This window comes from Arenibacter certesii DSM 19833 (assembly GCF_000429545.1).
Classification (GTDB): domain Bacteria; phylum Bacteroidota; class Bacteroidia; order Flavobacteriales; family Flavobacteriaceae; genus Arenibacter; species Arenibacter certesii.
This window is the reverse complement of sequence record NZ_AUCB01000015.1, coordinates 50660-73034: the sequence shown is the minus strand read 5'-3', so window position 1 is coordinate 73034 and position 22375 is coordinate 50660. Positions and strand designations below refer to the sequence as shown.

The following is a 22375-nucleotide window of genomic DNA, read 5'->3' as shown; positions in this document are numbered from 1 at the left end:
GAGGTATATTTGTGGCTTAATTTTTAGGTATGTTCCAATTAGGTAAAACAATAGTATCGGAAGAGATCATAGAGAATGATTTTGTGTGCAATCTTACTGCTTGTAAAGGAACCTGTTGTGTAGATGGTGAGGCAGGTGCACCTTTAGTGGATAAGGAGACAGAAATATTAGTGGACATTTATAGGGATGTAAAGCCATTTTTAAGACCGGAAGGAATTGCTGAAATAGAAAAGCAGGGAGCCTTTATAAGGGGCGAGGATGGAGAATGGGAGACGCCTCTTGTAAATGGTAGTGAGTGTGCTTATGCAATATTTACGGAAAAAGGTACTGCTAAATGTGGTATAGAAAAGGCTTATGAGGAAGGTGCAACTAAATTTAAAAAACCGGTTTCCTGTCATTTGTATCCCGTTAGGGTAAGGGAATATTCTGAACTAACTGCAGTAAACTACCATAGATGGGAAATCTGTGATCCAGCATGTTCCTTAGGAAGCGAGCTACAAGTGCCCATTTATAAGTTTGTTAAGGATGGATTGATTAGGAAATTTGGTGAAAAATGGTACGCAGAATTGGAGGAAATTGCTAAAGAGCATACTAAGAAGTAGGAATGTGAAGGATTACCTGAGTGCCTAGGGATTCTTTTTCCGAGCTGTAAAGATCTATTATTTCTACCTGAAAAGAATGTTCAAAATCTTTAGAGAAATTTGCCAATCGTTCTTTGGTGATATCTATGCCGACGGATTTTCTTTTTAAGACCTTGTTTCTCTTTAGTCTTTCTGAGGCCTTTCGTCCAACACCATTATCAGTAATAGTTATTTTTATATAATTGCTATTTTCCCTACTCACCCTTAATTCTATATTTTTCTCCCCCTCCTTAGTGGAGAGACCATGCCATAAGGCATTTTCTAGAAAGGGTTGAAGTATTAAAGAAGGAATCTTAACATTATGTGGGTCAATAGGTTCATCTATTAGTATAACGAAATTTATTTCGTTGGAAAAGCGAATGTTCTCTATGTTCATATAAAGTTCAATGGTTTCCAACTCATCAAAAAGTGAAATTTCCTTTAAAGAGGAGGCTTCAAGTATTTTACGTACCAATTTGGAGAACTTGTTAAGATAATGAACTGCGTTTTTTTTGTCGTTGTTTATAATGTAAAGCTTAATGGAGTTTAAAGAATTGAATAAGAAGTGGGGGTTCATCTGACTACGCAGCATGCTTTGTTCCAGGGTTAATATTTTTTTGTCATTTTTCAGCTCTTTCTGTCTATACAGGATATATAATAGAAAGGTAAGCAGTGCCATTCCTAAAGCCCCAATGAACAGCATGTTTTTGTTTCTTTTAAGCTTTAAGTTTATCAAGAGATTTTCATTGGCCAAGTTTGCAATCTCATTGTGCTGTTTCTCCGTTTCATATTTAATGATGAGGTCGTAAATATATTTTCGATTCACCTCGCTATTTATTGCCACGTTTAAGCTTTCTGCTTTCTGGTAATACAGAAGTGCATTTTTATAACTTTCTTTATGGGTAGCCAATTTTGATAATAAACTATACGCTTCCGATATAAAACTGGGTAAATGGTGTGTATTGGCTAATGCCAATCCTCGATTCAGGTATTTCTCAGCATTCTGATATTCTTCTAGTTCCATAAGCGCCCAGCCTATATTGAGGTTAATGGATGTGGCAATATACATATTCCCAATCTCTTCGGCGGCCAATAAATTGGGCTCTAAAATTTCTAAAGCTTCCTTTACTTTATTTTGTTTAATGTAGATTTGTGCAATACTGTTCTTACAAATGATTAATCCCTTATGATTGTTAATTTCATTATTATATTCCAATGAGGTTCTGTAATGGTGGAGGGCTTCGGTAAGCTGCCCCTTATGTTCTAAGCATTCCCCAATGTTTTGATAATTTATGGCTAATCCCAGCTTATTATCCAGTTCCTTTTCTAGAGCCATGGATTTTTTATACTGAGCTATGGCAATATCGTATTGCCTTAGGGTCTGGTAAAGGTTGCCAATGCTGTTTAAGGAGACATTAATGCTTCTTTTAATGCCATTAGAGGGGTTTTTTTCCGTGCTGGCTAAATCTAGGGCTTCTTGATGGTAATCTAGGGCAGTTTTAATAGCATCGCTTTTTCTGTATATAACCCCAAGCATATTAAGGCTGTATATCCTAAATTCTAGATTGTCTGCTTCTTCGGCTGCTTTTAGCGCTAACTGGTGTAAGGAAATAGCTTTGGGGAATTGGGATATGTCCCTGTATTTTCTACCTAATTGATTAAGGGCATAGGCTTGACCATCATAATACCCGTTCCTTGCAGACGTTTGGTTAAAGTAGTGCATGTACACGGTGTCGGCTCTTTTATTCCTAAGCACCGAATCGAGTTCTCGGTAGGTTTTAGGTCTGGCATGAATAAGGCTGTCGCTTAGTTGTTTAAAAGATTCTGGGACTATTTGGGAATGGGAAAGCGTAAAAATTAAACAAAAGAAGAAAACCATAGGTAAATTTGGCCTTGGTTTTAATTGCCCGTAGCTATGGAAAATGGCTAACTTCAAGTAATTGATGGTTTAATTAAGGATTTAACTAAATTAAATCCAGGAAATCTGACTTTTTTTGTCTTGAAACTGGAATTTTATGGTTGGACTCTAAAATAACATAACCATCGGTTTTTATAAATTCCTTTATCTTTTGCATATTGATGATAAAAGAATTGTGAATTCTGAAAAAGATATCCTTTGGTAAGAGCTCATTCACTTCTTTCAGTTTTTTTGTCAATAATATTTTCTGACCATCGGTGAGGTATAAAGTGCTGTAATTTCCGTCTGATTCTGCATATAAAATCTCATTACTTTCCAGAAACAACAGTTTACCATCTGTATTGATGGTGATTTTTTTGTGTTTGGAATCAGAATTAAACTTTAATAGGATATTCTCTAACTTTTCATAAGTGTTATGCTTGCTATTAAACTTTCTTATTTTGGCAATGGTTAAGTTTAAGTCATCCGTATCGATAGGCTTTAGTAAATAGTCTATAGCTTCATGTTTAAGTGCTTTAATAGCATATTGGTTATAAGCAGTAGTGATAACGACAGGGAAGTCTTTATTCTGTAGTTTCTGTATAAATTGAAATCCGTCCATTGTGGGCATCTCAATATCCAAAAACAAGCAGTCAGGTGTATTTGTCAGTAAATATTCCAAAGCCTCAAAAGGATCCGTAAAGGAAGCTACTACTTTAATCTCATCGCTAAAGTTGGTCAGCTCCCAAGAAAGACTTTGGAGCGCTTTAATTTCGTCATCTACTAGTACGGCTTCTAACATAGTAGGAAAGATAATCAAATTTAAACCCATTGTCCACATGCTTATCACATTTTGTATTAATGGAATTGATTCAAGTGTAAATTGCTGGAAAAGGTTTAAGATTGGGTGATTTTAAGTGAATCTAGGTCGGAACACTTTTTTACTTGCTGATTTAGAGGTAGTAACCGTATTTTAAACACTTGCCAATTATACAGAATAGTTTACCAATTATACAACTTATTATTTTTCTACGGGGATTGTCGTATAAATTTGATACTCCCCTAAGTCCTCCAAAAACCAAGGTGTTTAACCTATATGACAAAAACTTAGGTGATGAAAAAATGTATACTTTTTTTTATTGGATTGATTTTTATCCTTCTTGTTTCCATTATTACGGATGATAGTAGGTCGCGTGGGGAAGAAGATAATTTTGTTAACAAGAAAGTAGAAGGAGATAAGAATTTTGCGGAAAACAGGGCAGCACCAGATCTAAAGGTATGGAAACGATAACTGATGGCACAAAAGCTAGAAAAATAAATATTGAAATAGAATAAAATACTGTCAAATAAGGTGCGATCCAATTCGACCTTGTTCATTAATTTGAACTTGCTATTGTTTAGTGCAATATCGGAGATGCGGAGTAGGATTGAAGAGCTGGACCATTTAATGGTTATGGAAATTAATTTGCAATTGGGTTTCGGGGGAACTACCTAAAAACAAATAAGGTCCATTCTAGGGATTCAGAATTACCTTGTATTAAATGGGTCGTGCCAGTTGGCGGTAGTAATTAAATAAGTTGGAGTGGTTTTAATTCCAACTTAAAAAGGGGCATAAAATACGCTTAATGTATTTTGTGCCCCTTTTTTATTGTATTTCGTCTTCCTATATTGTTTCCGAAATGTAATGTGTTATCAGTTGGTAAAGTGATGTTACATACGTGTTATGTTCTGTTACATATCTAAGATCTTATGGAGTAAAGTAAGCATACCTTTATGTTCTGGGCTTCGGTTTTTTGGAGGCGAATCGCCTTGACTCTGGGTTTTCAATATCTTTTGTTGGTTCTGAATCCAGTTTGTTTTTTCATTATACAATAGCAACAACACAAAAACCAATTTTTATGACACTTAAATATACAAATGGCATTAAATTGATCTTTATTGCAATGCTCGTACTTTCTATAATTATGTTATTAACTGCATTTTCTGTCTAAATTAGGTAAGGGAGCGAATTATATTAAACCTAGCTGGCAAGGAGTGTAGCTTAGTGCGATATTGTGGAATTGAGGTGGATAAAACCTTAGATTAGAATCTTATTATATGCGTTAATTTAAATCCGTATTAGGTTTTAAAGGATGGTCTCTTATGTTTCGTCCCAAGCTTAAAATTGATTACTACGAAGCTTTGGCACAAATGGTCTTAGGGGTTTCGGTCCCTTGCCTCATTAGCGCTCCTAGTAGTAGTTTTTCCTAGGTCATTTTTTTAAATAATGGAAGTACACTATTCTAGCGATAAAGAATAGTGTAATGTAAATACCGATAAGATAAAGATAAGGTTCCATCCGTTGCCTTTGGACGGGCAAATGGGGAGGAACCTTTCTAAAAGGAACGTTAAAAGATGTAGAAGTCCTTATTATAAGAAGTTATCTACTTCTTTATAGGCGTTTATTACGGCCAATTCACCTTCCTTGTGAGGTCTAGAGTTGCCGTGTTCCATTCCAACTACCCCATCAAATCCTTTTTCGTGTAGATACTTGAAAATATTTTTGTAATTAATTTCACCAGTGGTAGGTTCATTTCTCCCTGGATTGTCTCCTACTTGTATGTAGGCAATTTCATCCCAAGTGAGGTTCATATTGTGAATCAGGTGTCCTTCGTTTTTTTGCATATGATATATATCGTACAAAATTTTACATGATGGACTGTTAACTCCTTTGCAAATTAAATAGGTTTGCTCTGAGGTCTGTAAATGAAGATCAGGAGAATCGGAAAGAGGTTCCAAAACCATCACTAAGCCATGTGGCTCAAATATTTCGGCACCTCTTCTTAGGGCTTCTATTACGTTAGCATTCTGTATCCCTATGGGAAGACTTCTATCGTATGCACCTGGTACTACCGTCATCCATTTTGCATTTACCCGTTTGGCAACATCCACTGCCTTTCTACAGCCTTCTAAAAATATAGCTACATTTTCCTTTTTTCCAGCTGCTAAAGTATTGGCCATGTTACCGCCTTTGTCTACAACAAAAACGCCCATGGTCATATTGTGCTTAGCTAGAGTTTCGCCAATTTTTGTTTGCATGGCTACATCTCTTCCCATCATTCCATTATCCTCAAAGGCTGTAAAACCTTGATCGGCCATAAAGTTTAGCTGGTCTATAAGGTCATTACTAGACATATTTTTGAACATTCCAAAATGTGGAGCATATTTTAGGTTGAACTTGTGTTTAGCAACCATAGTTAACGGAGCGCTGTAAGCCATAGTTCCGCCTAAAGTTACCGCCCCGCTGGTGAGGGCGGTTTTTTGTATAAAATCTCTTCTTCTCATTATTGAATCAAATTATATTTTAGATGGACCAAGCCTTGCCACCAGTTAATTCTTGTAGATCGCCACACCCAATATATTCTCCTGGGACTGGCAAATAGGCTAGCACATTTTCTCCTACATATTCTGAGGTCTTATAGCTCCATATGGTGAGTCCGCGTAGCGTGTTGGTAAAGGAAAACCTAGAGACTTCATCGCTCAAAGTTGCCGTTTTTTCTTCTCGAATGGCTTCGGTATATTCGGAAATCAATTTAAAATGCTTTGTTTGGTCTGGCTTGGAGGTTTTAAGTGCATTGGCCAGTACAGGCTCAAGGTCCTCCGCCTTTAGATCGTCCATTTTCTTTTTGCCAGAATCTGCCAGGGCTTTTTCCATAAACTTGCCCATGCCCATTTTAAAGAGCGCTTTCTGCTCCTTATCCATTATTTCATTTGCAAAGCGGTCTATAAATAGATGAACTTGCACTTCGGAAGCGGAAGGAGTATCTGTTTTGGGAAGGATAATATCTACTAGAGTGGTCAATACAGTTCCTTCCTCCTTATTTAAGAAATCGGGTGTCCATACTAATTCGGCATCCTGTTTGCAGCTTTGCATCAAGCTCAATAACGTTGGGGTAGCCACTACATATCCTAGTGACAGGCCCATATTTCGTAATGCTTTTCTCCTATCCATTATAAGTTTCCTTTTTTAAGTTCGTTTGCGGCATGATTGGCAGCTCTAGCCGTAAAGGCCATATAGGTCAACGACGGATTTACGCAACTTGCCGATGTCATAAATGATCCATCGGTAACATACACATTAGGGACTGCGTGCACTTGGTTGTTACCGTTCAATACAGAGGTTTTTGGGTTTCTTCCCATTCGGGCAGTTCCCATTTCATGTATTCCAAGGCCTAAAGCTCCTGGATTGTCATAAGATTGTACGTCGCGTAGGCCTGCTTTGGTCAACATCTCTACAGCTTGTTCTCTCATATCTTCACGCATCTTCCATTCGTTTTCTTTGAATTCGGCATCAAAAGTAACGGTTGGTAAGCCCCAGCTATCTAATTTGTCATAATCAAGGGTCATGCGGTTATCTTCATAGGGTAATACTTCGCCAAAGCCCATCATACCAAAGGTCCACCCTCCTGGCTTCAAGATTGCTTCTTTAAGATCTTTACCATGGGAAAGCTCGGCTATGGTTTCTTCCCAATCGCCTCTACTAGCCCCACCTTGGTAGCCAAATCCACGGATATAATCTTTAGAATTGGTGTTGCCCCCTAGATTCTTAAATCTAGGAACATATATACCGTTCGGTTTTCTTCCTTTATAGTATTTATCTTCAAATCCATCAAACTTACCACTTGCTCCTACACCTAAATGGTGGTCCATGATGTTTCTTCCCAATTGGTCGGAGTCATTGCCCATACCGTTAGGGAAACGGTCAGATTTAGACTGCATTAATATAGAGGTAGAGGCAATTGCAGAAGCACATAAGAAGATAACTTTAGACTTAAATTCAAAGGTCTCCTTTGTTATCCTATCTATAACTTTTACTCCACTGGCCTTTTTGGTGTTGGGGTCGTAAATAACTTCCGTTACAATGGAATCTGGTCTTAAAGTAAGGTTGCCCGTGCGTTCCGCTGCGGGAAGGGTAGATGAGTTACTGCTAAAGTAAGCTCCAAAAGGACATCCTCTGATACATCTATTTCTATATTGACATTTGGTACGTCCTTCAAATTCTTTATCTCCGGTAATGTGTGCTACTCTACCTGCGGTTACTACTCTACCATCAAAATTTTCGGCCACTTTTTCTCTAATGTGCTGTTCAACGCAGTTTAGTTCCATCATGGGTAAAAATTGTCCATCTGGTAATTGGGGCAATCCTAAATGTTCCCCACATACCCCTATATAGGATTCTACTTTATCATACCATGGTGCAATGTCCTTATATCTTACTGGCCAATCTACTGCGATGCCGTCCTTCCTATTGGCTTCAAAATCAATATCAGACCATCGATAGCTGTGTCTTCCCCATGTAAGGGAGCGACCTCCTACGTGGTACCCCCGCATCCAATCGAAACGTTTGGTTTCATTATAGGGATGTTCTAAGTCGTTTACGAACCACTTATTATGTTGTGCTTTTACGGTATAACCCGTTCTGGCCTGTTTTAATTGCTTGGCCTTTTCTTCGGGGGTTAGTTCACCATTGTTCGGAAAATCCCAATCATCCTTATTTGCGGTGGTATAATCATCAATATGATTCACCATTCTCCCTCTTTCCAAAACCAGTGTTTTAAGCCCATTTTCGCACAGTTCTTTGGCGGCCCAACCTCCGCTAATCCCCGTGCCTACTACGATGGCATCGTAAGACTCTTGTTCTTCGTTATAATAAAATTTGCTCATCTGGAAAATTGTTTGTTTGATATATTTATTAAATATAGAATTAATTTTCTACATTTAAACCTTGTATTTGTGAATACAGCGATACTATAACGTTATAGTACTCGATAATCCTTAAATTAATATTTTAAAAGAAGATGAGACGTAAAAATTTGAAGGTCAATGGGTTTAAGTTCGTAATGGCATTATTGTTTGTAGGTATGCTGTCTTGCAAGGATGCTCCCAAAGAACAAGCTAATGATAAGGATAAGGATAGCGTTGCAGTAACTGCTGCTTCCGAAGAGCCGTTTTTTAAACTTTCCTTAGCACAGTGGTCTATGCATAGAATGATCAGGAATGAAGGAGTTGATCCTTATTCATTTGCGCAGAAAGCTTCAGAATGGGGTTTCTCTGGTTTGGAATATGTAAGTGGTCTGTATTACGATGAATTAAAAGCAGCAAATTTTTCTAAAGAGGCCATGGATGCTTTTGTAGCAAAGAGCAATGCTGAAAGTGAGAAGTACGGTTTAAAAAACTTATTAATCATGATAGATGGTCAGGGAGATTTGGCTACACCCGATGCTGCAAAAAGAAAAGCAGCTGTTGAGAATCACTACAAATGGGTAGATGCTGCTGCCGCAATGGGATGCCACGCTATAAGGGTAAACCTATCTGGAAGTAATAATCAAGAAGAGTGGATTGCCAGCTCCGTAGATGGACTGACCCAATTGGCTACCTATGCGAAGGATAAAAATATTAATGTATTGGTGGAGAACCACGGTGGGTTGTCTTCCAATGCCGCTTTGTTGGCCGAGGTAATGACAAAAGTGGATATGGAAAACTGTGGTACACTTCCAGACTTTGGTAATTTCTGTATAAAGCGTACTCCAAATGGGTGTGATGAGAGCTACGATCCTTACCAAGGACTTAGTGAGCTAATGCCACATGCCTTAGCAGTAAGTGCCAAGTCCAACGTTTTTGATGAAAATGGGAATGAAAGAAATTTAGATTATGGCAGAATTCTTAAGATCGTTAAGGATGCTGGGTATACAGGATATATTGGGGTAGAATATGAAGGTGGTGAATTAAGTGAAGAAGAGGGTATTTTAGCCACTAGAGACCTACTAATAAAAGAAGGTAGTAAATTAAATTAATCAAAGTTAAAATTGTAGAATGATTCTTTAAGTAAATCTTTTAACTACAATTTTAATGACTATAAAAAGAGGATCGAAGAGTGCAATAGCTTGAAAAAATATTTTTTCAGACCGGCTATTGCGCTCTTTAGTTTTATAGTAGTGGCCACCATAGTTAGAATGGAGTTTTTTAATGATGTAATAGATGTAATACCAATATGTTATTGCAGATAAGTAACAACTGGAGTAATTGGAATAGCATCTCCAGTAGCGTATTAGCTTAGGGCTATATATAATAGGAGATACTGTTAATATCATTAATCATACTAATTAGGGATGCTATATATTTCGGTCTATTTTAAGGATTGTGCGATAGAAGCATAAGTCTTGGATAATTTTGCTTTTAACCAGATAGACTACTCAAAAAACAACGACATATAGTAATATGAATTTAAAAATTAAGACACAGCTCTCTACAATGATGTTCCTCGAGTTTTTTATTTGGGGAGGCTGGTTTGTTACCTTAGGTACCTTTTTAGGCAATAACCTCAATGCCACCGGAGCAGAAACAGCAATGGCATTTTCCACTCAGAGTTGGGGAGCCATTATAGCTCCTTTTATTATAGGCTTAATTGCTGACAGGTATTTTAATGCGGAACGTATTTTGGGTATCCTGCATTTATTGGGTGCGGTATTGATGTATCAAATGTATACAGCGGTAGATTTTGCCGCTTTCTATCCTTATGTATTGGGATATATGATCGTTTATATGCCTACATTGGCATTGGTGAACTCCATATCTTTTCACCAGATGAAAAATCCGGCCAAGGAATTTTCATTTGTGCGTGTTTTTGGTACTATAGGATGGATTGTTGCAGGATTGGTTATCAGTTTTGTGTTTGTATGGGATTCTGAAGCCGCTAGAGCAGGTGGATTGTTAAGGAACACTTTTCTAATGGTGGCTATTGCTTCTGCGGTTTTGGGGCTGTTCAGTTTTACACTTCCAAAAACTCCGCCAAAAGTAAGCAATAGCGAAAAACCGTCCATCTCGGAAATCCTGGGCTTGGATGCCCTTACACTTTTAAAGGATAGAAACTTTTTAATATTCTTTGTTTCTTCAATCTTAATATGTATTCCACTAGCATTTTATTATCAAAATGCAAATCCTTTTTTATCAGAAATAGGAATGGAAAATCCAACAGGGAAAATGACTATTGGCCAGGGATCGGAAGTGCTTTTTATGTTGTTGCTACCCTACTTCTTTAGAAAGTTTGGATTTAAGAAAACTCTAATGGCAGGAATGCTAGCTTGGACTGTGAGGTACTTTTTGTTTGCATTTGGCGATGCGGGAGACCAAGCCTATATGCTAATAATAGGGATTGCACTTCATGGTATCTGTTACGACTTTTTCTTTGTTTCTGGACAAATTTATACAGATTCCAAAGCAGGGGAGAGATATAAGAGTGCAGCACAAGGTCTAATTACATTAGCTACTTATGGAGTAGGAATGTTAATAGGATTCTGGGTTGCAGGAGTGATTACAGATAGTTATATTGTGAGCGATGGAATACACAGCTGGGTAGATATTTGGACTTTCCCTGCTATTTTTGCATTTGGGGTTATGATATTGTTCACTATATTTTTTAAGAACGAGGAAGTAGAGTATAAAGAATAATTAAGTTTAAAATTAATCATATGGCTAAAAAAATTAGATTAGGAATTTTAGGTGGCGGGGGTGATTCCCTTATCGGAATATTACACCGGGTAGCCTCCCAAATAAATGATAATTATGAAATTGTAGGTGCGGTGTTCAACCCTAACTACGAAGAAAGCATTGCTTTTGCCAAGGAAATAGATATCCCAACAAATAGGATCTATAAGGATTTTGATACCTTGGTAGAAGAGGAGTTGAAGTTACCAAAGGAAGAGCGTATTCAAGTATGTTCTATCCTTACACCCAACTTCCTGCATTTTCCAATGGCTAAAAAGTTATTGGATAACGGATTTCATGTCATCTGTGAGAAACCGATGACCACCACTTATGAGGAGGCAAAAATATTGCAGGCGGCTCAAGAAAAGACGAATACTATATTTGCTATTACCCATACGTATACCGGCTATCCCATGGTGCGTCAAATGAGGGAAATGATAAAGGCTGGAGCTATTGGAAAAGTTCATAAGGTAGATGTGCGCTATTACCAAGGGTGGATCAACTCCATTATCCACGACAAGGAAAAGCGTTCCACTGTGTGGAGACTGGATCCTAAAAAAGCAGGAATAAGTTCCTGTATGGCCGATATTGGGGTACATGCATTTAATATGGTAGAATTTACTACTGGATTAAGGATAAAATCTATTTTGGCCGATTTTAACTACTTGTATGATGATAACCAAATGGATGTGGATGGAACTGTGTTGATACGCATGGATTCGCATGTAAAGGGAGTGGTCCGTGCCAGCCAGGTGGCCACCGGAGAAGAAAATGGTCTTGCCATTGCTATTTATGGCGATAAAGGCGGACTAAGATGGGAGCAAGAGAATCCAAATTATCTACAAGTTCAAAGCGATACAGAACCATTGCAGATATTTAAGCCAGGACATGCCTATAATTCAGAACTGTCATTGGACGGTACTAAATTACCTCCAGGACATCCAGAAGGAATTTTTGATGCCATGGCGAACATCTATAAGGGAGTAGCTAGAGCTATCCGAGGACAAGAATATAACGACGGGGAATTCCCAACTATGTTGGATGCTGTCCGTGGAATGGATTTTATTGAAAGTACGGTAGAATCTAATAAGAAAGGTAACGTTTGGGTGGAGCTTGATTAAACGCTAGCGACCAAAACCAAAAAGAGGCTGTCCATAAGGGCAGCCTCTTTTTTTATTTGCTTGAAGTGCATTAGCCATATACTTTCTCAAAGGAAACACAAATCACAATCATGCTTTCCTGGGGAGTGCGGCCAAAAGGAGATAATTGTTTGGAGAAATAATCCCAATAGGTGTTTTTCCATTGAGTAAGGTTATCAAAGCCATCCCGCCTACTATATTCTTCGGTGATGCTGAACCACGGCTTTAAAGCAGAAGATAGTATGCGTACCACGCATTGTGCATTCCCTCTCCCGTCCACAATAATTAAAAAAGACCCGATCTTTGGTAGCGATTCCTTCCTGTGCTGTATGCCTAACAAGGAGAAGGAAGTTGCTGTTTTGGTTCTGTTGAGCGCCAATTGTGAATGCCGGTCGGCATCGTTTTCATTCTCAAAAAATTGAATAGTGTCCGGGTCTTTCGTACTGGCGAATTCAGGATGAGCTTCTAAGAAGTCACCCCACATATGTTTAGCTGATCTATTTTCCATTAATGTAATCTAAGATTATTTTTCCATAATCACCAAATTGCTCATGTCTTTACCGTTTAAAAGCCTTGTTGGACAGATTAATTGGCGTCTTATCTGAGTAAAGGATTTGTTGTTCTTTTGCTATCCAAAACGCTGCCTTAAATTCTAAGGTTATTCCATGTTATATTATTCTGATAATTCTTTTGGTTTCCTTATATTTATGACTTCACTTTTTAGAATGGTAAAAAGTCTACCATTTTTTAAATATAGAACTAAATTATTAAATTTTTTAAACGATAAGGCATTTAAATAGTTGTCCAGTTTAATGGGGAGTAAAAGTGGCCAATTATCAATTGCCAACTTTTTATTTTTCTATTTTTTCATGGTAATGCCTTTTATTAACAGTTGGAAATAATAAATTATTAGATACCTATATGAAATGAGCATGACTGAAATCTGGTCGCGAACAGGAATGAAGATATGCGAATTACATATGACCGTTAAAAACAATAAATAGTTACATATGAAAACAATTAAGGGGCCAGCCGTATTTTTGGCACAGTTTATAGATGAAAAAGCGCCGTTCAATTCTTTGGACGGGATATGTAAATGGGCGTCTGATCTAGGGTATAAAGGGATTCAAATTCCTACTTGGGTAGATTTCCTGATCGACCTAGATAAGGCAGCGGAGAGTCAGACCTACTGTGATGAACTTAAAGCAAAGGTAAACTCTTATGGATTGGAAATCACGGAGCTTTCTACCCATTTGCAAGGCCAATTAGTAGCTGTGCATCCGGCGTACGATCTTATGTTCGATAGTTTTGCGCCAGAGAAGGTTAGGAATAATCCTAAGGCACGTACAGAATGGGCCGTAGAGGTGGTTAAAAAGGCAGCTACTGCTAGCCGTAGGTTGGGATTAAAAGCCCATGCCACTTTTTCTGGATCCCTTTTATGGCATACCATGCACCCTTGGCCACAGCGTCCTGCGGGATTGGTAGAGATGGGTTTTGAGGAATTGGCAAAGAGATGGCTGCCAATTCTAAATCATTATGATAAGGAGGGGGTAGATGTTTGTTATGAAATTCATCCCGGAGAAGACCTTCATGATGGCGATACTTTTGAGCGCTTTTTGGAAGCGACCGGGAACCATAAAAGGGTGAATATTTTGTACGATCCAAGTCATTTTGTGCTTCAGCAACTAGATTATATTTCCTATATAGATCACTATCACGAGTTTATTAAATCGTTTCATGTAAAGGACTCTGAATTTAATCCAACTGGGAAAAAAGGGATGTTTGGGGGGTATAATGATTGGGGAGACCGTGCAGGAAGATATCGCTCACTTGGAGATGGACAAATCGATTTTAAAACCATATTTTCAAAATTAACGCAGTACGGGTGTGATGTTTGGGCAGTAATGGAATGGGAATGCTGTATAAAAAGTCCTGAGCAAGGGGCTAGGGAAGGTGCCAAGTTTATTCAAGACCATATCATAGAGGCAACTGAAAAAACGTTTGATGATTTCGCAGGCGCCAAGACTGATGAAAAAATGCTAAAAAAAATATTAGGACTTTAATTATATAACTACACATTGATGAAAAATTTAGTATACACTGCCTTGATCGCTGTTTTAATGATCGGCTGTAAGGATAAATCAGATAAAAAGAACATGGATGTAGATTCAGATCCAATGGCAAACACAGAAAAGAAGGGAACGCCTCCATCACCGCTCTCTGCAACAGATGGAGAATGGCAGGTGCTTTTTGATGGGACGAATTTTGACGCTTGGAAAAGGTATTTGGAAGACGGTGTAGGAGATGCTTGGAAGATAGAGGATGACGCTATGGTATTCTACCCACCCAAAGACCGCAAAAAAGGAGAGAAGTATAATCTAGTGACCAAAGATGATTTTACCAATTTTGTACTTTCTATGGAGTGGAGAATATCCGAAGGTGGTAATAGCGGTATCTTTTGGGGAGTAAAGGAAGTAGAAAGTTTGCACGAAGCGTATCTTTCTGGGCCGGAGATCCAAGTTTTGGATAATGAAAAGCACCCGGATGCCAAAAACGGACCTATTCGTCAGGCCGGGGCATTGTACGATATGGTTGGGCCAAGTGAGGATGTTACCAAACCTGTTGGGGAATGGAATACCTGTGTGCTCACAGTAAACCATAAAACCAATGAAGGTAGTGTAGTGTTAAACGGAACTGAAATTGCTAGTTTCCCCGTTAATGGAGCAGATTGGGAGGCTATGGTAGACAAATCCAAATTTAAGGGATCTGAGCATTTTGGGAAGTATCCAACTGGTAGAATCGGTCTTCAAGATCATGGGGATATAGTAGCGTTTAGAAATATAAAAATCAAATCCTTGGATTAATTTATAAATCTAAAACTTATGAAATTGAAATTTAGTTATGTCCTCCTAATATTGTTGCTTACTGTGGCTTGTAAGGAGAAAGTAGAAGTAGATCCATTACAGCCAAAAGAGATCGCTTCAAATACAAATACTATCGTAGTTCATGAAGAGTATAATGGAGCCGAGCCTACCAAGCCCGAAGAAACTGAGGTGTACAAGCCTGTCCCTCCGGTTATAAAATCGAACGTTAATTTTATTGCCCCCCCAAGTGACGCCATTGTGCTATTTGGCGGTGATAATTTGGATAATTGGGTGAGTGCTAAGGATAGTACCAATGCCAAGTGGCTCGTAAATTCGGATGGAAGTATGACTGTTGCCAATAAGACCGGTGATATACAGACCGTACAGAAGTTTGGTAGCGTGCAATTGCACTTGGAGTGGAAATCTCCCGCCGATATTCAAGGAAAAGGACAGAGTAGGGGTAATAGTGGTGTTTTTTTACAAGGGCTTTACGAGGTTCAGATATTGGATAATAACGATAATGAAACCTATGTAAACGGCCAAGTAGGCTCCATCTACAAGCAACACACTCCTCTGGCCATGGCTTCTGTGCCCAGTGGGGAATGGAATAGTTATGATATAATTTATCATGCCCCGGAGTTTAATGAAAAAGGGGACAAAACTAAATCGGGAACCATGACGGTAATCCATAATGGCATCTTGATTCAGGATAATGTAGAGATAAAGGGAACTACACCTTATGTAGGTTGGCCCAAGAACCCGCCACACGGAAAAGGCCCTCTAAAGCTTCAAGACCATGGAGATAATAGCAGGGTGAGTTTTAGGAATATTTGGGTAAGGGAATTATGATATAGTTGGAATGGGAATTTTTTATATTAGCCTTGACTCCAGGTGGTATATTACTACCGATAGCTTGGTTTTATAAAAAATTCCCTCCTAAAAATATCAGTTACTTCTATGGTTATCGCACTCGCAGGAGTATGAAGACCAAGGAAACATGGGATTTTGCCCATATAATTGGCGCAAAAATGCTATTTTATTTAGGTGTTTCCACCACGGCTATAGGTGCTGTTACATATACTATATCACCTTCTTGGGTAGTTGTTATTTCTGCTTTTTCACTTGTAATAGGTGTCATTATTGGACTTTGGTGGTGCGAAAACCAACTAATAGTTCACTTCGATAAAGATGGAAAGCCCTTAACCCCTCGTACAGTAATTTTATGTAATTTCCAAAGCTAGTAATTTCTTCTGGGCTGTAATTTCTTGAATGTAACATAGATTGAAGCTAAAAAAATCTATTTTGATTACATTTGTCAAAACTTAAAATTAATTTATGATTCAATCCATGACGGGTTTTGGGAAGCATGTAATACAGCTTCCATCAAAAAAAATCACCATAGAGATAAAATCCCTTAACAGCAAAAGTCTAGATCTAAATGCTAGGATACCATCTGCATACAGGGAAAAGGAATTGGAATTGCGCAAGACCATTGCCAGTTCTCTTGTAAGGGGGAAGGTAGATTTTGGTTTATATATTGAAAATACAGGTGAGGAGACCTCTTCAATGGTGAATGAGACCGTAGTACGACAGTATATGCAGCAATTGGGAAAGATTGTACCAGGAAATGATATGGCGTTACTAGAAATAGCAATGCGTATTCCGGATACCATGAAAACTGAAAGAGAGGATATAGATGAAGAGGAGTTTTTAGTTATAAAGGATACACTTACCGAAGCTTTAAAGGAAATCAATAATTTCCGAACCGAGGAAGGAAAAGTCTTGGAGGATGATTTTAAGGCTAGGATAGCTACTTTAAAAGCGTTATTGTCCAAAGTAGCTATTATGGATAAGGATAGGTTGCAAACCATAAGAGAGCGATTAGAAAAGGCCGTATCCGATTTAAAGGTGGATTTAGATGAGAATCGGTTTGAGCAGGAATTGATCTACTATCTAGAGAAATACGATATAACAGAGGAGAAAGTAAGATTACAAAACCATTTGGATTATTTCACATCTACCTTGGGCTCTGAAGATTCTAACGGAAAGAAACTGGCTTTTATAGGGCAGGAAATCGGTAGGGAGATAAATACCATTGGTTCTAAGGCAAACTTTGCGCCCATGCAACAATTGGTAGTGCAGATGAAGGATGAGTTGGAGAAGATTAAAGAACAAATGCTCAATGTATTATAATGAAAGGAGGTAAATTAATTATATTTTCAGCGCCTTCAGGAAGTGGTAAAACAACCATAGTAAGGCACCTTCTGGAGCAACCAGAACTTAATTTGGCGTTTTCCATATCTGCCACATCTAGGCCAAGGCGGGGCAAGGAAAAACACGGGGAACATTATTATTTTATGCGTTTGTCCGAGTTTAAGAAACATATAAAAGCAGATGACTTTTTAGAATGGGAAGAGGTATATCGGGATAATTTCTATGGAACCCTAAAAAGTGAAGTAGAGCGACTGTGGGCCGAAGGGAAAAATGTAATCTTTGATATAGATGTTGCAGGAGGCTTACGGATCAAGAAGAAGTTTCCGGAACGGACGCTTGCTGTTTTTGTGAAGCCACCAAGCGTGGATGAGCTAAAAATTAGGTTAAAAAAACGAAGTACTGAATCTGAGGACAAAATTAATATGCGTATTGCCAAGGCCTCGGTAGAATTGGCAACTGCACCCCAATTTGATAAGATTATAAAGAATTATGATCTAGAGGTAGCGCTAGATGAAGCGCATAAACTGGTGGCAGAATTTATAGGTGCAGAAGCTAAAGCTTAAGCCAACTTTAATTTGCAGTTTGTTCTCTCTAGCTGATCAAATAAAGTTTTTTTAAAGTGATAACGGACTTTGTAAAGGCATGAAGAAAAAAATAGGACTGTTTTTTGGGACGTTCAATCCCATACATATTGGTCATTTGGTACTTGCCAATCATATGGTGGAGTTCTCGGATTTAGATGAGGTGTGGTTTGTAATAACACCACAAAGTCCCTTTAAAACCAAAAAAACCTTGTTGGATAACAATGATAGATATCAACTGGTCTTTGAGGCGGTAAAAAACTATCCCAAATTAAAAGCAAGTGATATAGAATTTAATTTGCCACAGCCCAATTATACGATACATACGTTGGCTCATATCAATGAAAAATACAAGGGTAAATACGATTTTTCCCTTATCATGGGTGAGGATAACCTAAAGGGTTTCCATAAATGGAAGAACTATGAGGTTATACTGGAGCATCACGATATCTATGTGTACCCTAGGATTTCTGAAGGGAAAATAGAAAATAGATTTGAAGGTCATGAGAGCATACATCATGTTGCGGCTCCAATTATGGAAATATCTTCCACTTTTATTCGCGACCAAATTAAATTAAAGAAAAATATACGGCCTTTACTTCCCGATGCAGTATGGGAATATATAGATCATATGAACTTCTATGGTTAAGACGAGGCTAATAGTAGTTAACTGTTTCGATGCTGTGATTCTAGGGAGATATTAGTTCTAATGCGCCTAAATTGGTGGCAGTGAGTCGTACTGTAACCATCAATGAGATTCCTTCTATTATTAAAAAACTAAAAAAGGCAAACTGTGCTATAAAGCTACGGTTTGCCTTTTCGGATTTTAATCAATGAATTGGCCTACACTTCTACCTTGGCAGGTTTTACCGTACTATCATGTTCTTGATAGTATAGTTCCAATAGATTCATAGTGGCGTTTATAAAATCTTTAGTTTCCAATAGAATGGTGAAATACAGGGTAGTATTCTTTGGACTGGATTCCTCTGTACGGGTCCGTTCAATCTGTTTTTCAATTTTCTGGGAGACCATATCGAGCAAAGTTTGTTTACTGCCTAGTATAGTCCCTATTTTGGTGAAATTACGGGTCTCGAAAGCTTCCTTGGTCTCGCTAAGTAACAGATCTAGCTTTTGATCTATTTCCTTGATCTCTTTTATTTGATTGTATTTTAATTTCTTATGATTATTATTAATGTGCTTGTGACTTATTTTGGATAAATACTCTAGTGATTGAGCCATATCCTGCAAATATCCTAGGATATTAATGTAGAAATTACTTGCCCCGACACTGGCTTCGTCCAGGTTTTTAATGAAGAAAAAGATATGATCTCTAAGATCATCTACCTCGGCAGAAAGTTTTGTCACTTGCTTTTTATTTTTCTTAAGCATGTCCAAATCTTGTTTTGCCAATCCGTTTATGGTGTTAGTGTATATCTTGTTGCTTCTTTTGGCCACGTTAGAAATGTTGTTGGCACTTTCTTCAATTACACCTTGTATAGAACTGCTTTCTGCTTTTCTCAAGCTATCTTCTGCACTAATTTCTTTAGATTTTTTGCTGTGGGAAATATAATTACGTACTAAAAGAAATACCGCTACCAATAGAAGGATTGCAACCATGGAAGGTACATGTATATTGATCAGATATGCAATTACTGCAGCAGAAGTAAATGCCATAAATGCGGTGAAAAACCATCCTCCAATAACATTTAATACTCCGGCAACTCGGTAAACAGCGCTTTCTGCACCCCATGCCCTATCTGCAAGAGAAGATCCCATGGCTACCATGAAGGTAACATAGGTGGTAGATAATGGTAGTTTGTATGAGGTAGCTAAAGATATTAATACCCCGGCTACCATAAGGTTTACCGCTGCTCTAATAATATCAAAAGCGGGCATTTCAAAAGTTTTATCTTTTGATAGGGCTATTACGGGCTTCTCAAATTTAATGTCAATTTTTTTCTTAAGGGATGCCGGGATCAATGCGTTTGTTCCAGACGATATGAGCATGGCGACCCTAACGATGGTCCTGGATAAAAAATTTGGTTGAAATCGCTCTTTCGATTCCCCCTCTCGGGATAGGTTAATTTCGGTCTGTGTTACGTAGCGCGCTTTTTTGGAAAACCATAAGGTAAGCACCATGATCATTCCCGCCCCAAACAAGATATATGGATTGGTGGCTACTTTTGCCGAAAGCATCCCCATGTTAAATTCATTGGCAGCTACTCCGGAGCTATTCCAGGCCTCAAAAGATTCCCAAGCGGCTATAGGCACACCTATAAAGTTCACCAAATCATTACCGGCAAATGCAAGTGCCAATGCAAAGGTTCCTACAATAATAATAAGCTTGTAAATGTCGTAGTTTAAAACGGTTGATATGATATAGGAAATTAGGAACCAAAGGAAAAGACTACCAACAACAATTGCCAATGTATTTGCCTGGATAATTGCTAAAAAATTTTCGCTGACAAAAGAGGCTCCATTTAATCCTTTTATCAAGATAAAATAGGTAATTGCAGTAAGTGCTATTCCACTAAAAAGTGCTCCCATCCATTTCGCTTTTTTTCTAAATTCGAAGGTGAGTAATAGTCGGGATATGTACTGAACAAAAGCTCCTACAGAAAATGCGATTACCACGGAGAGGAGAATACCCATGATAATTTCGGTCGCTTTGGAGGTGTTAATATAGTTGTATACATCTATATAACTTCCAGAATCTGCCCCTACTTTTATAAATGCCATTGCTACTGATGCTCCCAGAAGTTCAAATACAATGGAGACGGTAGTAGAGGTGGGCATTCCTATAGTGTTAAAGAAGTCTAGAAGCAGGATGTCGGTAATCATTACCGCCATAAAAATAATCATGATCTCACTGAACATAAACTCACTGGGATTAAATATCCCTTTTCGGGCTACTTCCATCATCCCACTCGAAAAAATGGCACCTATAGCAATACCTAGACTCGCTACGACCATAATAGTCCTAAAAGAGATGGCTTTGGAGCCAATAGCTGAGTTTAAAAAATTAACTGCATCGTTACTAACGCCCACTATCAAATCGGCTACTGCCAAAAAGACTAGGGCAATGATCATTAAAAAGTATATATTATCCATAGTAGCTAAGAAAAATGTTTGCAAATATCTGAAGTCCGTTGGTTGCTAATGTTATCTTAATGTTATCTTATTGCTTAAAAATGAATATCGAATTGTAATCTATACATTAATTCGTTGGTTCCGCCATTAACGGATAAATAACTTAGATCCGTTTGAATTTTTAATTTGTGGCCTACTATGTATTTAGAAAGACCTAAAGTATATTGATTTTCGGGTGGGTTGCCAGTTATGGCTTCATCTAAGGAAATATGGGTATACCTTCCAGAAACCTCCCAATTATTCTTTAAAAGATAGCCTGATTGTAAATTTAGGCCATCGCCAACCGCTACTTTATCTCCAGTAGGGCTGCCATCTGCGTTTTTTGCTATAGGATCTTGTGCATTTCTATGTGCATATTCGCCCATAAAGGAAAAGCCCCTATATTTAAACATGGCATCCAAAAATAAAGTATTTATGTCGGTTTTATGAAAGCCTATATCATTTACCATGTAGGTGCCTTGATTGCTCCTGGTTTTAACGGCATTGCTATTATAGTCATAGGTAGCAGAGAGCATAAGTTTAGGTTGTTCTTCGCGTGCTAGGTCGCTTCCCTTATATTCGCCCTCACCGGAAAACTCACCGAAAGGGAGTAATTCTATTCTACCGGTAAACTGTGCGCCGCCAATATTTCCGTTGGTAACATTTCTACCTTCCCCTTGAGATAAGGCAAACTTTTCACGAATTAAGAAATTATTGTGGAGATAAAAATGGTGCCTAAGCTGAAGTCCTGTCTCACGGTCTAAAGTAAATTTGCTATTTAGCATTGATCGGTCTACCTGTTGTAGGTTTCCAGAAGAGATAACGCGCTCCATATTGCCAGGCAATTTAGCCTGTCCGATCCATAATTCAAAGTTTTCGTAAAAGTTCCACATAACCACCGCATCTAAAATATATCTAGGGGCATTGCTTGTGTATTCGGAAGCCCCTGACATATCGCGGTTAGATAATCCTAGTTCTATTTTATATTTTAATTTTTGGGAATAGGCAAATCCATCAAATTTAAATCGTGCTCTACGGACCAATGCCGTGCTGTGGGGGTCTACCCATTTATCATCACTGTTTTGGTCCCAGGTTGTAGCGGATAAAAACTGCATTCGTGTTGCAAGTTTCATTGTCCACGTGCTATCCTTGCCAACGAGATTTAATAATCCTTTACCAAATTCTGGGGCTGGGGTTTGGGAAAAAGATTGGGTGCAGGAGAAAATGAATAGCAATAGCGCTATTTGTTTCATAGATAAAGTATTAGTTTTTGTCGGCTGCAAATTTCTGAAATGATTGTTAACTTAATGTAAAGAAACAAACAAATTTACTTTAAATAAAAAAGCTACCTTGGTTAAAGGTAGCTGAGTTTCACGTAAATAGTCGACAAAAACTAATAAAATCAATG

Annotated in this window: 20 protein-coding genes; 12 read left to right on the top strand and 8 right to left on the bottom strand. The window is 38.1% G+C overall.

The window, feature by feature from the left end; genetic code table 11:
* Window positions 1–29 precede the first annotated feature (29 nt).
* Window positions 30–602, top strand: a complete 573-nt coding sequence (locus tag G466_RS0109440; RefSeq protein ID WP_026813438.1) for a DUF3109 family protein — start codon at window positions 30–32, stop codon at window positions 600–602.
* On the opposite strand, the gene G466_RS0109435 is transcribed toward G466_RS0109440, so the two are convergent.
* Both G466_RS0109435 and G466_RS0109430 read right to left on the bottom strand, forming a co-directional pair.
* Window positions 592–2556, bottom strand: a complete 1965-nt coding sequence (locus G466_RS0109435; protein WP_026813437.1) for a tetratricopeptide repeat-containing sensor histidine kinase — start codon at window positions 2554–2556, stop codon at window positions 592–594. The two genes, G466_RS0109440 and G466_RS0109435, sit on opposite strands and share 11 nt — an antisense overlap.
* Before the next feature lie 28 nt (window positions 2557–2584).
* The gene (locus G466_RS0109430) at window positions 2585–3319 is read right to left on the bottom strand and encodes a LytR/AlgR family response regulator transcription factor (protein ID WP_026813436.1); all 735 of its coding nucleotides are present in this window, start codon (window positions 3317–3319) and stop codon (window positions 2585–2587) included.
* A 312-nt stretch (window positions 3320–3631) separates the two neighbouring features.
* Between G466_RS0109430 and G466_RS23855 the strand changes: the two genes are divergently transcribed.
* Entirely contained in the window at window positions 3632–3808 is a 177-nt protein-coding gene (locus G466_RS23855; RefSeq protein WP_157373849.1) for a hypothetical protein, read from the top strand.
* A gap of 1118 nt (window positions 3809–4926) precedes the next feature.
* Here the strand turns inward: G466_RS23855 and G466_RS0109415 are convergent.
* The 3 genes from G466_RS0109415 to G466_RS0109405 are packed head-to-tail and all read right to left on the bottom strand — an operon-like array spanning window position 4927 to window position 8220.
* Window positions 4927–5841 (bottom strand): hydroxypyruvate isomerase family protein, encoded by a 915-nt coding sequence (locus G466_RS0109415; protein ID WP_026813435.1) that lies wholly within the window; start codon window positions 5839–5841, stop codon window positions 4927–4929.
* 19 nt (window positions 5842–5860) lie between these two features.
* Window positions 5861–6508, bottom strand: coding sequence for a gluconate 2-dehydrogenase subunit 3 family protein (locus G466_RS0109410; protein ID WP_026813434.1), 648 nt, complete (start codon window positions 6506–6508; stop codon window positions 5861–5863).
* Complete coding sequence (locus G466_RS0109405; RefSeq protein ID WP_026813433.1) at window positions 6508–8220, bottom strand: GMC oxidoreductase; 1713 nt, start codon at window positions 8218–8220, stop codon at window positions 6508–6510. The genes G466_RS0109410 and G466_RS0109405 overlap by 1 nt, the downstream gene beginning before the upstream one ends.
* Window positions 8221–8354: 134 nt before the next feature.
* Here G466_RS0109405 and G466_RS0109400 point away from each other — a divergent pair, with 134 nt between their 5' ends.
* The 3 genes from G466_RS0109400 to G466_RS0109390 all read left to right on the top strand — a co-directional run bounded on the left by G466_RS0109400 (window position 8355) and on the right by G466_RS0109390 (window position 12161).
* The gene (locus G466_RS0109400) at window positions 8355–9350 is read left to right on the top strand and encodes a sugar phosphate isomerase/epimerase family protein (RefSeq protein ID WP_026813432.1); all 996 of its coding nucleotides are present in this window, start codon (window positions 8355–8357) and stop codon (window positions 9348–9350) included.
* A 424-nt stretch (window positions 9351–9774) separates the two neighbouring features.
* A complete protein-coding gene (locus G466_RS0109395; protein WP_026813431.1) occupies window positions 9775–11004 on the top strand; it encodes a nucleoside permease in 1230 nt (409 codons plus the stop codon).
* A 20-nt stretch (window positions 11005–11024) separates the two neighbouring features.
* On the top strand, window positions 11025–12161 hold the full coding sequence (locus tag G466_RS0109390; RefSeq protein ID WP_026813430.1) for a Gfo/Idh/MocA family protein: 1137 nt from the start codon (window positions 11025–11027) through the stop codon (window positions 12159–12161).
* A 70-nt stretch (window positions 12162–12231) separates the two neighbouring features.
* On the opposite strand, the gene G466_RS0109385 is transcribed toward G466_RS0109390, so the two are convergent.
* Entirely contained in the window at window positions 12232–12687 is a 456-nt protein-coding gene (locus G466_RS0109385) for an ASCH domain-containing protein (protein WP_026813429.1), read from the bottom strand.
* Between the two features lie 502 nt (window positions 12688–13189).
* Between G466_RS0109385 and G466_RS0109375 the strand changes: the two genes are divergently transcribed.
* From G466_RS0109375 to nadD, 7 genes are all read left to right on the top strand, one after another.
* Complete coding sequence (locus G466_RS0109375; protein ID WP_026813428.1) at window positions 13190–14242, top strand: sugar phosphate isomerase/epimerase family protein; 1053 nt, start codon at window positions 13190–13192, stop codon at window positions 14240–14242.
* An 18-nt stretch (window positions 14243–14260) separates the two neighbouring features.
* Window positions 14261–15043, top strand: a complete 783-nt coding sequence (locus tag G466_RS0109370) for a 3-keto-disaccharide hydrolase (protein ID WP_026813427.1) — start codon at window positions 14261–14263, stop codon at window positions 15041–15043.
* An 18-nt stretch (window positions 15044–15061) separates the two neighbouring features.
* The gene (locus G466_RS0109365) at window positions 15062–15892 is read left to right on the top strand and encodes a 3-keto-disaccharide hydrolase (protein WP_026813426.1); all 831 of its coding nucleotides are present in this window, start codon (window positions 15062–15064) and stop codon (window positions 15890–15892) included.
* A 131-nt stretch (window positions 15893–16023) separates the two neighbouring features.
* Complete coding sequence (locus tag G466_RS23110; RefSeq protein WP_189356676.1) at window positions 16024–16284, top strand: SdpI family protein; 261 nt, start codon at window positions 16024–16026, stop codon at window positions 16282–16284.
* A 94-nt stretch (window positions 16285–16378) separates the two neighbouring features.
* Window positions 16379–17236: a YicC/YloC family endoribonuclease gene (locus tag G466_RS0109355; protein ID WP_026813425.1), complete on the top strand. Its 858-nt coding sequence runs from the start codon at window positions 16379–16381 to the stop codon at window positions 17234–17236.
* Window positions 17236–17820: a guanylate kinase gene (gmk, locus tag G466_RS0109350; RefSeq protein WP_026813424.1), complete on the top strand. Its 585-nt coding sequence runs from the start codon at window positions 17236–17238 to the stop codon at window positions 17818–17820. Before G466_RS0109355 ends, gmk begins: the two co-directional genes overlap by 1 nt.
* Before the next feature lie 79 nt (window positions 17821–17899).
* On the top strand, window positions 17900–18487 hold the full coding sequence (nadD, locus tag G466_RS0109345; protein ID WP_026813423.1) for a nicotinate (nicotinamide) nucleotide adenylyltransferase: 588 nt from the start codon (window positions 17900–17902) through the stop codon (window positions 18485–18487).
* 194 nt (window positions 18488–18681) lie between these two features.
* Here nadD and G466_RS0109340 read toward each other — a convergent pair whose 3' ends face one another.
* Together G466_RS0109340 and G466_RS0109335 are read right to left on the bottom strand one after the other, a co-directional pair.
* Complete coding sequence (locus G466_RS0109340) at window positions 18682–20949, bottom strand: inorganic phosphate transporter (protein ID WP_026813422.1); 2268 nt, start codon at window positions 20947–20949, stop codon at window positions 18682–18684.
* Window positions 20950–21023: 74 nt separating this feature from the next.
* Window positions 21024–22220, bottom strand: a complete 1197-nt coding sequence (locus G466_RS0109335) for a porin (RefSeq protein ID WP_026813421.1) — start codon at window positions 22218–22220, stop codon at window positions 21024–21026.
* Window positions 22221–22375: the final 155 nt, after the last annotated feature.